Origin of the sequence: Pseudomonas fluorescens, assembly GCF_001648775.1 — a bacterium.
Taxonomy (GTDB): Bacteria; Pseudomonadota; Gammaproteobacteria; order Pseudomonadales; family Pseudomonadaceae; genus Aquipseudomonas; species Aquipseudomonas fluorescens_M.
The window spans coordinates 18,357-31,098 of sequence record NZ_LVEJ01000023.1; the positions used below are offsets into that span (position 1 = coordinate 18,357).

At 60.5% G+C, this 12,742-nt stretch carries 11 protein-coding genes; all 11 read right to left on the reverse strand.

Features of this window, described 5'->3' with window-relative positions; translation table 11 throughout:
• Window positions 1-143: 143 nt before the first annotated feature.
• Complete coding sequence (locus tag A8O26_RS20230; RefSeq protein ID WP_064119544.1) at window positions 144-410, reverse strand: hypothetical protein; 267 nt, start codon at window positions 408-410, stop codon at window positions 144-146.
• Window positions 407-1,696 carry a motility associated factor glycosyltransferase family protein gene (locus A8O26_RS20235; protein WP_064119545.1) on the reverse strand — a complete coding sequence of 430 codons (1,290 nt, stop codon included), beginning with the start codon at window positions 1,694-1,696 and terminating at the stop codon, window positions 407-409. The genes A8O26_RS20230 and A8O26_RS20235 overlap by 4 nt, the downstream gene beginning before the upstream one ends.
• Window positions 1,697-1,787: 91 nt before the next feature.
• Window positions 1,788-2,714: a ketoacyl-ACP synthase III gene (locus A8O26_RS20240; RefSeq protein ID WP_064119546.1), complete on the reverse strand. Its 927-nt coding sequence runs from the start codon at window positions 2,712-2,714 to the stop codon at window positions 1,788-1,790.
• Window positions 2,715-2,940: 226 nt separating this feature from the next.
• On the reverse strand, window positions 2,941-3,993 hold the full coding sequence (gene pseI / locus A8O26_RS20245; RefSeq protein WP_064119547.1) for a pseudaminic acid synthase: 1,053 nt from the start codon (window positions 3,991-3,993) through the stop codon (window positions 2,941-2,943).
• The gene (pseG, locus tag A8O26_RS20250; protein ID WP_064119548.1) at window positions 3,986-5,491 is read right to left on the reverse strand and encodes a UDP-2,4-diacetamido-2,4,6-trideoxy-beta-L-altropyranose hydrolase; all 1,506 of its coding nucleotides are present in this window, start codon (window positions 5,489-5,491) and stop codon (window positions 3,986-3,988) included. The genes pseI and pseG overlap by 8 nt, the downstream gene beginning before the upstream one ends.
• The gene (pseF, locus tag A8O26_RS20255; protein ID WP_064119549.1) at window positions 5,488-6,183 is read right to left on the reverse strand and encodes a pseudaminic acid cytidylyltransferase; all 696 of its coding nucleotides are present in this window, start codon (window positions 6,181-6,183) and stop codon (window positions 5,488-5,490) included. The genes pseG and pseF overlap by 4 nt, the downstream gene beginning before the upstream one ends.
• Window positions 6,180-6,800 (reverse strand): pseudaminic acid biosynthesis-associated methylase, encoded by a 621-nt coding sequence (locus tag A8O26_RS20260; RefSeq protein WP_064119550.1) that lies wholly within the window; start codon window positions 6,798-6,800, stop codon window positions 6,180-6,182. The genes pseF and A8O26_RS20260 overlap by 4 nt, the downstream gene beginning before the upstream one ends.
• 31 nt (window positions 6,801-6,831) lie before the next feature.
• A complete protein-coding gene (pseC, locus tag A8O26_RS20265; protein WP_064119551.1) occupies window positions 6,832-7,989 on the reverse strand; it encodes a UDP-4-amino-4,6-dideoxy-N-acetyl-beta-L-altrosamine transaminase in 1,158 nt (385 codons plus the stop codon).
• The gene (gene pseB / locus A8O26_RS20270) at window positions 7,986-8,987 is read right to left on the reverse strand and encodes a UDP-N-acetylglucosamine 4,6-dehydratase (inverting) (RefSeq protein ID WP_064119552.1); all 1,002 of its coding nucleotides are present in this window, start codon (window positions 8,985-8,987) and stop codon (window positions 7,986-7,988) included. Before pseB ends, pseC begins: the two co-directional genes overlap by 4 nt.
• A 30-nt stretch (window positions 8,988-9,017) precedes the next feature.
• On the reverse strand, window positions 9,018-11,942 hold the full coding sequence (locus A8O26_RS20275; RefSeq protein WP_064119553.1) for a TIGR00180 family glycosyltransferase: 2,925 nt from the start codon (window positions 11,940-11,942) through the stop codon (window positions 9,018-9,020).
• A gap of 49 nt (window positions 11,943-11,991) precedes the next feature.
• Entirely contained in the window at window positions 11,992-12,720 is a 729-nt protein-coding gene (locus A8O26_RS20280) for a cephalosporin hydroxylase family protein (protein WP_064119554.1), read from the reverse strand.
• Window positions 12,721-12,742 lie beyond the last annotated feature (22 nt).

Sequence of the window (12,742 nt, forward strand, 5' to 3'; positions counted from 1 at the left end):
GCTTGAGGGCTTTTTGAAAAAAATTTGCCATCACCCTGCCACTCCCAAAAAAACAAGGGCTTAGCGCGCCCCCACCCACGAAAAAATGACGCCATAAAACTGCCCGCAGCATCAACCCCTGTGCCAGAGCCGTCGGTCCCCCTTCAGCGCTGCGCACTTTCCAGCAATTCAATCAGTTCATACTCGATGAAATCGGCAAGCCCCAACCAATCCTGGCGTTCCTGACACGCCAAAATGTCGGTCAGGACCTGTGTCCACGACTGCTGAACATCCGCACGGGCGAGCGAAACCAAGCGCTGCGCGTCGTCGAATACCTCGACCATGATCAGCGCCGCTTCAACATCACGCCCCAAACGAAACAAGCCGGCGCATTGCCGACATGCGCTGACGCACGTCATTTGCGCACTCATTGCACAAACTCCGGATTGAACTGCGCGCCCACGATCATCGCCCCTGCCCGACTGCTGTTGAAGAAGCTGACCTCTGGGTGCCGCGCGATATAACGCTCCAGCACGCACAGGTAGCCACGAAAATTCAGCTGCGTCCTGACCCGTTCGCCATTGCCGTCATGGACCCAGTGCCGCGCCTGCTCGAGGGCCGGGCCCAGGTCGCCATCGTCCCATCCGGCATGTGTCTTGTTCATCGGGAAGGCAAAGTCGGCGCCGAACAGGGTGATGCGCGTGCCGCCCATTTTCACCGCCAGGTCCACCGCGGGGTGGATCACGCTGCCGCCGGCATGCAATTCGGCCCGAGGGTGCTGATCACGCAACGTGGCGTAGATCGGGCTGGCGGTATAGGCGCCATAGCGCTTGCCCCTCCAGGCCTTCAACACCTGCGGCGAGCTCATCGGCAGGTACACCAGCGGGATGCCGTCGGAGGCCTCGAAAGGCAGATGCCGAAAGCTGATCAACTGATCGATCGTCACCACCAGATCGGGAATGATCCCGTGCTGACGCAACGGCCGATAAGCCGTGTCGACGCAAATGAACAGCGGCCGCTCGGCCTGAGCGCGCACCGCCGCCAGCCGTTCAAAATGGCTTTCCAGGCTCGGTCCGGTGCCGATCACATAGATTTCGCGGCCGCTGCAGGTGCCAAACAGTTGCGCCACGTCATCATCGGCCAGCAGCACCTCCAGGCTATCGCGCAGGCGCTGCTGAATCACTGGCGATTGCGGATCGAACTCGCGATTGTTGAAACTCAGGTGGACCTCGTTGACCAGCCGATCACGAATCTTCGCGCTGAAGTCATCGGCCAGGAGCATTTCGGCGGGCAGCGCAAAAAACGGCGTGTAGATATCCGCATGATCGCCGGCATACATCAGTTCCACTCTGGGGTCTTCAAGCCATTGCCGCTGATCGAGCAATTGCAGAACCAATGCAAACAAGGCGCCGTTGAGGATGTGCACGTACAACCGCTCAAGATCGGCCCGCTCAAGCAACACCGACGGCAAGTCCCCAAGGCCGGTGCCGTAGACGTGCAACCGGGGCTTTTGCGGCAGGCTGGCCGCCTGGACGCGGGCCTCGTGGATACGGTCGTGGCGACTGGTCAGTTGAATCCCGTCCACGCTCAGCGTAGAGCCCAGGCCTTGCACCAGTTCGGCTTGAATGGCCGAACTGTCTTCAGCCACCAATCGTGCAAACAGCGCCGGCCAGCGTTGCTGGATCACCAGGGCGTTGGCTTGGAAAAACTCGCTCATGTCGCCTCACACTCCCTTTCAGGCAAAAAAAATAGCGCTCAAAGGTTAACCTTTGAGCGCTATTTTTGTATCTATAGCTTTTTAAACGGGCTCAAGGACGATAAATAATCGCCGAGCCCCACGACAGACCGACACCGAAACCGCTCAGGGCAATACGCTGCCAGTCGGAATCGAGCACGTGTTTTTCCAGCAGCAACGGAATGCTCGACGACACCGTGTTGCCAGTCTCGACCATGTCCTTGATGAACTTCTCCGGCTCGCCTTCGAAACGTCGCGCCACGGCATCGACAATTGCCGCGCTGCCCTGGTGAATGCAGAACGCGTCAATGTCGTCAGCCTTGAGGCCCGAATCATCGAGCAACTCATGCAGGTGCGCCGGCACTTTCAGCAATGCAAAGTTGAACACCTGACGACCGTTCATGAAGAACACGCCGTCGGTGACTTTCAGGTGCGGAGCGCCGGAGCCGTCAGTGCCGAACTTGGCCTTGCCCAGCGCCCAGCTCGGATCTTCACCCATCCAGGTTGCCGTGGCGGCATCACCGAACAGCATGGTGGTGTTGCGGTCTTCCGGGTCGACGATTTTCGAATACGGGTCAGCGGTGATCAGCAGGCCGTTCTTCAGGCCGGCGGCTTCCATGAAACCCTTGATCGCATAGATGCCGTAGACATAACCGGAGCAGCCCAGGGAAATGTCGAACGCCGCCACATTGGTCGGCAAACCGAGTTTGTCCTGCACGATCGCGGCGGTGTGCGGCAGGCCTTCTTCGTCACCGTTCTGGGTGACGACGATCAGCGCATCAATCGATTCACGCTTCAGGTCCGGGTTACTGGCAAACAGCGCATTGGCCGCTTCCACGCACAGATCGGAAGTTTCTTGTTCAGCGTCTTTGCGCGGCAGGAACGCCGAGCCGATCTTGCCAAGGATGAACTCTTCATCCTTCTCGAATTTTGCACCTTGTGCGTAATTGTCCACGCCGGCTACAGGAACGTAGCTCGCAATGCTTTTTATGCCAATCATTACGGCTTCCCAATAAAAAACAGCCCAAGACCACCGCTCGCAAGGATTTCGAGGGGCGCCGACAAACAGAAAACGGCCGCCACAACGGGCAGCCACGGGGAGCGCAAAGGGCTATCACTGGAATCGAAAACGAGCCAGGCGCCATCTCCCCGATCAATACAATACAGTGAAGATGCGCGTTATGACTCGCAGGTCACGCTATTTTGCCGAATCGGTGCAGATCGGTTTATTCGACCAGTGACCAGTCCAGCGGCGTGCCGCGCTTGATCGGTGCGCGGGCGCGGCGGCCGAGAACCGCGTCGGTGTGCTTGGGCGGCAGACCGAGGCCGGGACGGATAGCGCGCAGATTGTCCCGGGAAAAGGCCTCACCGGCGGCCATGTCGGCGGTGACGTACAGCGAGCGGCGATAGACCAGCGACTTGCGTTCGGCCTCTGTCACGCCGTAATGCACCTGGCCCATGGCTTGCCAGGCGCGTTCGGTTTCCACCACCAGGCTGGCCATTTCCGCCGGCTCCAGAGAGAAACTGGCATCGACGCCACCTGCTGAACGGTCGAGGGTGAAGTGCTTTTCCACCACCGTCGCACCGAGCGCCACGGCGGCCACCGACACGCCTACACCCATCGAATGATCCGACAGCCCCACTTCGCAGCCGAACAATTCGCGCAGATGGGGGATGGTGCTCACGTTGCTGTTGAGCGGCGTGGCCGGGTACGTGCTGGTGCACTTGAGCAGCACCAGATCCTTGCAACCGGCTTCGCGCGCGGCACGCACGGCCTCATCCAGTTCGGCAATGCTGGCCATGCCGGTGGAAATGATCAGTGGTTTGCCAGTCGCCGCCACACGGCGGATCAACGGCAAATCGGTGTTTTCGAAACTGGCGATCTTGTACGCCGGCACGTCGAGACTTTCGAGAAAGTCCACCGCGGAGTCATCGAACGGCGTCGAGAAGGCGAGCATGCCCAGTTCCTTGGCCCTGGCGAAAATCGGCGCGTGCCATTCCCATGGCGTGTGGGCCTTCTCGTACAGATCGTACAGCGACGTACCGGCCCACAGACTGCCCGGATCCTTGATGAAGAATTCGCCTTCAGCCAGATCCAGGGTCATGGTTTCGGCGGTATAGGTTTGCAGCTTCAGCGCATGCGCCCCGGCCTTGGCCGCTGCCTCGACAATTTGCAGGGCGAGGTCCAGTGACTGGTTATGGTTGCCACTCATCTCGGCGATGATGAAGGGTGGCGCGTCGGCGCCGATCAAGCGGTTGCCGATCTTGAAACTAGTCATGCGGATGATCCTTCAAAACACGGGTGAACGCACAGGCACTCTGAGTGAACCCGGCGTCACGAAACACATTCAATGAGGGACGGTTGTCCGGCAACACCTGAGCGGTGATGACCTGCAGTTGCGGCCAGTGCGCGGCAACCAATGCCTCGCCACGGGCCAACAGCGCCCGGCCCCACCCCAGGCCCATCCGCCGTTCGAGCAAGTAGATCGAGACTTCGGCTGCAAACCCGCGCAGGTCATAACGCACAACGCCAACCGCGCCGTCGTCCGCCTCGGCGATAAGCAGCAGGCGCTGTGGATTGCGCAAGCTCGCCGTCAGCCAGTTCAGGTGCTGCGACCAATCGATCACGCCGGTGTCCAGCGACCAGCGCCGTACCGTTTCGGCATTGCGTCCATCGAACAGCAACTGCGCATCGTCCAGGGTCGCTGCGCGCACCTTCAGCACGGCACCGGCCAGTGCCGCCGCGACACGCTCGGCACCGCGTCCATCGACCAGTTGTCGCGAGCGTTCGGCCAGGCTCTGGCGTAAATAATGATTGCCGGTGACAAAGCCGATGGCGTCGCGCAACTGCTCGACACTGACCTGCTCGCGGGCGCCCATGAACACATGCGCGCCGGCTGCCGCCATGACTTCGCCGTTGGCCTGCTGGTTGTTCGACACAGCAATACAGATCGTCGGCAGCCCCATCGCCGCACGCTCCCAACTGGTGCCGCCCCCGGCGCCGATAAACAGATCAGCCTCAGTCATGCGCTGGTAGAAGTCGCTGACAAAACTGTGCAGACGCCAGTGCGGCCGTGTCTCGGCCAGCGCTTGCATCTGCGCCCAGGCCGGATTGTCGGCACCAGCGACGAAGTCCACCTGCAACCCGGTAAAATCGGCCAGCGCGAGCATCGCGTGATGGGTTTGCCGCGCGGCATCGAAACCGCCGAAGTTGACCAATACCCGTTGGGCCCGGTGTTTGATCGCGATGGCCGGGCAACTGAATTCTTCACGCAACATGGCATAGCGTGGGCCGAGCAAAGTGCGGCACCCGTCAGGCAACAGCGGCTGATAATGTTCGTGCAGGCCCGAGAGATTCTGATTGAGCAACAGATCGACGCTGTAGCGTCGCGTGGCAAGATCATCCACTGCCGCAATCCGTGGCGCCCACTGTCGAGCAGCCGTTTGCCAGTGGTGATCGAGGCCGTAGTGGTCGACGATAATCCAGTCAAACTCAGCCTGACCTTCAAGCTGCATGCCCAACGCGTCAATGTCGGCCTGCCACGGCAGCATCGATTCGATGGCTTGCTGCGGGTCTTCAGCGGCATAGCGCTCGGGCAGCGCAAACGTCTCGAAGCCCTCGGCGCGCAAGGCATCCAGGCGATGCCCCGGCAAGCAGCGGCAAGCAAACGCGACGTGGCTGCCCTGCCCGCGCAACACGCGCGCCAGCGTCAGACAGCGGGCAATGTGGCCACTGCCGATGGTGGGCGAAGCGTCGGCACGAATCAAAACTCTCATTGCAACTCTCCACCGGCCTTGAGCGCGGCGTAAAGGTATTCGGCGCGTTTCCAGTCTTCAAGAGTGTCGATGTCCTGCACCAGATGACGGGGCAGAATCACCGGCAGGCTGGCGGGCGAATAGAGCACTTCGCCACGCAACCACGCCTCACTGCGCCCCCAGTAAAACTGGCCGGCGTCCTGAAAGGCTTCGGGCAGGTCCTGGGAGCGGGTCTGGCGAAATTCGGGATACAAAGCGCTCAAGGCGCCCTGTCCATCCAGCGTCAGTGCTCGCTGCACCGGAAAACCAAAACCGCACACGGAGAACGCGAAGGACTTGTCCGGGCGTTGCTCGAGCAACTCGATACCCTGGCGCAGATAACGTGCCTGCAACAGCGGCGCCGTGGCATACACGCAACAGGCGTAATCGAAGGTCGGCAGTTGCTGCAAGGCGTGCACGATCACCGCCGCGGTGCCGGTGAAGTCATCGGCCAGCGCCGCCGGACGCATGAAGGGCACCTGCGCACCGTGCGCTCGCGCCACGTCGGCAATCTCGGCATCGTCGGTGCTGACCACAACCTGATCGAACAACCCGCAATCGATCGCGGTGCGGATCGAACGGACAATCATCGGCACACCGTCGAATGGCAAGAGATTCTTGCGCGCAATGCGTTTGCTGCCACCACGGGCCGGGATAATTGCGACGTTGCTCAAGGGCGTTTTTCCAGCAGAAACCAGGTGATATCGTCCACAGGAAACTGCGGATCGCGGTGATAGACAAAACCATAATCCAGCAGTTGCAGATCGGCATAACGATCGAGCATTTCGCCGGCGAAATCACGCTTGAACAGCTTGCCGCTGTTGCCACGATAAGACACTTCCACCGGCGCCGGATTGTAATACTCGGCGATCAGGATGTAGCGCTGGCTCAACTCATACAACTGCGCATAAGCCGTCGGCAACAGCTCCGGGGCCAGGTGGATCAGCACGCCTTTGCTCAACGTCAGGTCGTAGCGGCGTTCACGCGGAAAATCGAACAGCGAGCCCTGCCAGATGCGGGCAATGCCCAACGTCCGTGCCTGCGCACAGGCGTTGTCGTTGATCTCGACACCGAACAGCTCGCAGCGTGGCAGCAGTTGATGCAACGCCTGCAAATTGTTGCCGGCGCTGGTGCCCAGCTCTAGCAGACTGTCGATACCTGCGGTGCGGCTCAGCGCTTTGGCAAACAAAGCCAGGTTCGCCGCCACCAGCGGTTGCCCGACATTGCGCTCGACGTACCGGTTACCGAAGTCGCCCTGCCAGAACTGTTCCTGCTCACTCAAAGAACGCATTGCAGATACTCATCCGGTGCCACCGCGGCAGTTATTCGGTCAGCCGACGCAATTGCTCGACCACGTAATCCTGTTGTTCATCGCTCAACAGCGGAAACAGCGGCAGGCTGATCGCCTCGGCGTAATACCGCTCGGCTTCGGGGAAATCGCCCTCGGCGAAACCCAGGTCGCGGTAGTAGGGCTGCAAGTGCACAGGAATGTAATGCAGATTCACGCCAATACCGGCACTGCGCAAGCCCTCAAACACCTGACGGTGGCTGAGGCTGATGCGATCGGTCTGCAAACGGATCACATACAGATGCCAAGCCGACTCTGCCTCAGGCTGAAGGCTGGGCAACGTCACCGGCAAATACGCCAGCAGGCGATCGTAACGCGCCGCCAGTTCGCGACGACGGGCGATGAAGTCGTCGAGTTTGCCCAGTTGCGACAAACCCAGCGCAGCCTGCAGATCGGTGATCCGATAATTGAAGCCCAGCTCGATCTGCTCGTAGTACCACGGGCCGTGGCTCGGCTCGCTCATCTGCTGCGGATCGCGGGTCATGCCGTGGCAGCGCAGGCGTTGCAGGCGCCCGGCCAGCTCCGGGCGGTTGGTCAAGACCATACCGCCCTCGGCGCTGGTGATGATCTTCACCGGGTGGAAACTGAACACCGTCATCGCCGCGAATTGGCCACAGCCGACCGGACGCCCGGCATAGGACGCACCGACCGCGTGCGACGCATCTTCGATCACCGTGAAGTTGTAGCGCTCGGCCAGCTCGGCAATCCTGCGCATGTCGCAGCTTTGCCCGGAGAACGCCACCGCCACCAGCACTTTCGGCAAGGTGCCGTCCTGCTCGGCCTGCTCGAGTTTCGCGGCGAGGGCGAAGGCATCGAGGTTCCAGGTCAGCGGATCGATGTCGACGAAATCAACCTCGGCAGCGCAATAACGTCCACAGTTGGCCGAGGCGAGAAAGGTGTTGGGCGTCGTCCACAACCGATCACCCGGCCCCAGGCCTGCCGCCAGGCAAGCAATGTGCAGCGCCGCCGTGGCGTTGCACACCGCGACGGCGAAGTCGGCCTGGCAACGCTCGGCCATCGCCTGCTCGAAACGCTCGATGCTCGGCCCCTGGGTCAGCCAGTCCGACTGCAGCACTTGGACGACGGCATCGATGTCTGCCTGATCGACGCTTTGCCGACCGTAGGGAATCATACCGAGAGCTTCGCGTGCAGGTCGGCGATCTGCCCGACCGAGAGGAAATGCGGATTGGTGTCGGAGCGGTATTCGAAATCTTCGCTCACCGCACGCCCCCGCTCGCCGAGTTTGTCGACGGCAAAATCGACGTCGACACTGGTGAAGCGAATCGATGGCTGGATGGTGTAGTGATCCGCAAACTCGAGGGTCATCCGCGCATCGTCCAGCGGCACCATCAACTCATGGAGCTTTTCACCGGGTCGAATGCCGACGTTCTTGTGCGGCAGATGTTCAGCCATGCCGCGCGCCAGATCGACGATGCGGATCGACGGAATCTTCGGCACGAACACTTCACCGCCGTGCATGCGCGCAAAGCTGTCGAGCACGAACTGCACGCCGTGGTCGAGGGTGATCCAGAACCGCGTCATGCGCTCGTCGGTGATCGGCAACTCCTGCGCGCCGTCGGCGATCAGCTTGTTGAAGAACGGCACTACCGAACCGCGCGAACCCGCTACATTGCCGTAGCGCACCACGGCAAACCGGGTTGGCTGCTCGCCGGCAATGTTGTTGGCGGCGACGAACAACTTGTCCGAGAGCAACTTGGTCGCGCCGTACAGGTTGATCGGGCTGGCTGCCTTGTCGGTGGACAACGCGACGACTTTTTTCACGCCATTGTCGATGGCGGCGGCGATGATGTTCTCCGCGCCATTGACGTTGGTGCGAATGCATTCGGTCGGGTTGTATTCCGCCGCCGGCACTTGCTTTAGTGCGGCGGCATGCACGACGTAGTCGATGCCGCGCATGGCCTGACGCAGGCGATCGGCGTCGCGCACGTCACCGATGAAGTAACGCATGCATGGCGCGTTGAACGTCTGCTGCATTTCATACTGCTTCAGTTCATCACGGGAAAACACCACCACGCGCTTGGGCTGGTATTGCTCCAGCAGGCGGGCGATGAATTTGCGCCCGAACGAGCCGGTGCCGCCGGAGATGAAAATCGATTTACCGTTGAACATGTCTGAATTCCTGTGTCCTGTTCGCCAGGCTTAGCCGAGCAATTGCGCCCAATTGATCGGGGCACTTTCACCCAGGGTAAAACCTTTGCCGGTCAGCGCCAGGTTGGCGTTGTACGCCGGATCCTGGGCGAAGGCCGCGCTCCACTTCTCACGCAATGCCGCCAATGCTTCAGGGGCTTGCGGCAACTCGCCGGTGTGCAAGACCTGAACCAGCGGCGTCCACACGGTGAGGTAGCCGGCCTGCCCGGCCTTGAGACACAGATCGACATCGCTGAAGCCGGCGGCGAAGGTCACGTCGTCCAGGCCACCCAACGCCTCGAACAAGTCCTTGCGCACCATCAGGCAGGCCTTCGACACCGCCGAATAGTTCTGCTCGACCGCCAGGCGCTGCATGTAACCCTCGTTAGCGTGTTTCTCGCCGATGAAGGCCGAAGCCACCCCGTCGTTCAACCCGAGAATCAAACCTGCCTGGGAGATTTTGCCATCGCGGTCCACCAGTTTGGCACCGACGATGCCGACTTCAGGACGCTGGGCGTGATTGAGCAACGACTCGATCCAGTTCGGGTTGACCACTTCACTGTCGGTGGCCAGCAGCACCAGATATTCGCCCTGCGCCTGCTCGCTGGCCGCGTTGCACAGTGCCACTTGATCGAGCGGGCGATCAGCATGCAGTACCCGCACTTTGCCGTTGTGCAGCGTTGCCAACCAGTCGTTGACCTCGGCCGACGAGTTCGGGTTGACCGCAATCAACAGCTCATAGCGGGTGTAACGGGTTCTGAGCAGCACGCCATCCAGGCAGCGTTTCAAGGCTGCAAGATCGTCGCCAGCGGCGACAATCACCGAGACCAGCGGCCGCTCGGCATGACGATAGTCAATCTGCCAGGTGCCTGGCTGCGTCGAAGTGACCTGAGCCTTGTAACCACGATTGCCCAAGTGGCGCAGCAGCGCCTGACGTTCGTGAGGGTTTTCTTCCAGCACCGGCGCCCGGGTGATCAGCAAGGGCTCATCGAGATGGGCCAGACCGTCGAGGCCACCCTCCTCGATGATGCGCAGCAGCACATCCAGCTCCAGCGCCTTGCTGAAATCGGCCTGATAACCGCCGAGCCCTGTCAGCACTTCGCGACGAATCAACCAGTGCCGAGCCATCAGTGACGGAACGCTTTGCAGCAGGTCCAGGTTGAAGCCCGGGCGGAACATATCCACCAGCGCCCCGTTTTCCTGGCGCTGGATTTCATCGGTGGCAACCGCCCGCACACCTGGCGCAGCCATCAGTTCCAGGCCGGCACGCAACAGGCCGGCAGCTGTGAATTCTTCACCCGCCTCAACCAGCAGCAGCCAGTCGCAGGTCGATTGATTAACGCTCTGGTTAAGCTTGTCGACGAAGTTGCCTTGGGTCACTCGCACAAAGTGCAGGGTATTTTGTGCCGTGGTTGCAGCCGGCGGCTCACCCGTGGTGAAAACCACGACCTTGAAGGCTTTGCTGTGGCCTTCGAGCAAGCTGTCCAGAGAGATTTGCAACTTGTCGATGTCGTTGTCCAGATCGAGCAGGAAGATGCCGAACTGCGGACCACCGGCATTCTCTGCCAGGTGACGGGCAATCGCCGCGGCCTGCTCGGTATCCGGCGCACGCGCGGCGAGCCACTCGAGCAGGCGGCCGGTGAGCATTTTGGCGAATGTCGGCTGATGCCCTTCGAGCAACACCGCGTCCAGACGCGCGACCCAATCGCGCAGCACTGGCGCGTCGTCTTCCTCGTCCAGCGGTTGCAATTGCACGAGCAGTTGCTTGATCACCGCGCGATTGAACACGTTGGCGTCGTGCGCCTGCCACAAGCGGTCGAGCACGCTTTCCGGGGTGTCATTGTTGCGTGCCAGCATCAGGCTCTGCTGGCGAGCCCAAATACCTTCCAGCTCTTTGAGCTGAACGCGTCCGGCCGGCATCGCGTGCAACAGAAACTCGAATTGCGTCAGTTGGTCGAAAAACACCTGGTTATAGAAAGGCATTTCCACGTATTGCTTCGGCCCGAACCGACGCTGCGGGCCGGTCTCGATATCGATCCAGGTCGACTCGAAGATCAACTCGGCGGTGAGTGCCCGGTAGGTCCGCAGGCTTTCGGCCAGCGTGGCAAAACTCTTCAGCGCAAACTGTTTGCCCTGCTCTGGATCCTGATGCTGGAGCTGGGTCGGCAACGACGCGAGGAACTCGGCAAACGCTTCGCGCCCGGCCACGTTCTTGCCATCCATATAGGCCAGCGTGTGATAGATCTCGGTGTTGTGATCGGACTGCTCGTAGTTGATTTCGCGCACGACATAAGGGATCGGCAGAATCCGCACCTTGCCGCGGGCCAGCATGTAAAAGGTGTGACCGACTTCCTGCCACTGGAAGATCGTGTCTTGCGGCATGGCCGCGTACCAGTCGCGCAAGATCGCCGTACGCTGCACGGCATAGAACGGCGGCAGGTACTGCTGCATGTAATCGAGCAAGCGCTCCTCGGCCTGATCGGCCGAGTAGTCTTCGCAGACTTTCTTGTCACGGCGGTAGTAATTGACGCTGTTGGCCAATGCCAGATACATCAGGCTGTAGCCATGGCACAGGCTGTAATCAGGGTTGGCATCCATGAATGCCACGGCTTCGTACAGGGCGTCATGCACCAGGAAGTCATCGTCGGCGGCAAACACCATGTAAGGCGTTTGCAACTGCTCGACACCGTAAGCCAGCTTGGCGCGAATACCCCAGTAGCCGAACTGCGGCAAGTGCTGATAATCCACGCGGGTGAATTCCTCAGGGATGCCCTTCAGCGCCACCGCCGATGAATCGAGCACCAGAATTCTGCACGGCAGGCTGCTGTAGAAGCGAATGGCTCTACGCAGAAACGCCGGGCGTTCGTGAGAGATCAGCACAACGGTCAACTGATCGTTGAGTGCCAGATCGGTTCCTGAAATGTTCTTGCCTTGCATATATTCCCCACAAACGGCGCGTCGCCGAAAACCCATCGTTGTTTGTCGATTAACGCACGCGACGCAGATAACCATCCGGCGCGACAGTGATCAGCAATTTGCTGTGGATCGACTGATCGATCTCGAAATCGCCGTTCTCTTCCAGGTAAGCCCACACCGCGGTTTTCGGGTTGTCACCCTTGCCCCACGGACGATCCGGGAAGGCATCGGCCGGCATGTCTTCAACAACGGTGTCCATGACCACGCAATAGCTGCCCACCGACACCAGTGGTGCGTACAGGCGCAGCTCTTCAAGGACGTGCTCGTGGGTGTGGTTGGAGTCCAGCACCACCAGCACTTTTTTGCCCTGCACACGCTCGCGCACTTGATCGACGATGCTGCTATCGATGCTCGAACCCTGGATCATGCTGATGCGTTTGAACATCGGGTGCGCTTCGATGGCTTCGCGGTTGTGCTCGCGGATATCGATGTCGATGCCCAGTACTTCGCCGTGGCCGATCAGTTCCAGGATCGAGGCGTAAAACACCAGCGAACCGCCGTGGGCGATGCCCGTCTCGACGATCACGTCCGGACGCAGGTTCCAGATGATTTCCTGCATCGCGACCATGTCCTGCGGGAACTGAATGATCGGCCGGCCCATCCAGCTGAAGTTGTAGGTGTACTTGTGCTTGGCCGTGGTGCCGACCCAGTCCAGCGACTCGGTTTGCAGGGCCTTGTCGTTCTGCAGGCCTTCGATGTTGGCTTTTACTTCTTCGCGAAACTGTTCATGCGGATTCATTGCAACTCTCCAAAAATTCGGG

Bases quoted from the DNA above. Each gene is read 5' to 3' on its own strand.
- A8O26_RS20230 (WP_064119544.1), bottom strand. From the start codon at position 410: ATGAGTGCGCAAATGACGTGCGTCAGCGCATGTCGGCAATGCGCCGGC.
- pseC (WP_064119551.1), bottom strand. From the start codon at position 7,989: ATGATTCCCTACGGTCGGCAAAGCGTCGATCAGGCAGACATCGATGCC.
- A8O26_RS20275 (WP_064119553.1), bottom strand. From the start codon at position 11,942: ATGCAAGGCAAGAACATTTCAGGAACCGATCTGGCACTCAACGATCAG.
- pseI (WP_064119547.1), bottom strand. From the start codon at position 3,993: ATGACTAGTTTCAAGATCGGCAACCGCTTGATCGGCGCCGACGCGCCA.
- A8O26_RS20260 (WP_064119550.1), bottom strand. From the start codon at position 6,800: ATGCGTTCTTTGAGTGAGCAGGAACAGTTCTGGCAGGGCGACTTCGGT.
- pseG (WP_064119548.1), bottom strand. From the start codon at position 5,491: ATGAGAGTTTTGATTCGTGCCGACGCTTCGCCCACCATCGGCAGTGGC.
- A8O26_RS20240 (WP_064119546.1), bottom strand. From the start codon at position 2,714: ATGATTGGCATAAAAAGCATTGCGAGCTACGTTCCTGTAGCCGGCGTG.
- A8O26_RS20235 (WP_064119545.1), bottom strand. From the start codon at position 1,696: ATGAGCGAGTTTTTCCAAGCCAACGCCCTGGTGATCCAGCAACGCTGG.
- A8O26_RS20280 (WP_064119554.1), bottom strand. From the start codon at position 12,720: ATGAATCCGCATGAACAGTTTCGCGAAGAAGTAAAAGCCAACATCGAA.
- pseB (WP_064119552.1), bottom strand. From the start codon at position 8,987: ATGTTCAACGGTAAATCGATTTTCATCTCCGGCGGCACCGGCTCGTTC.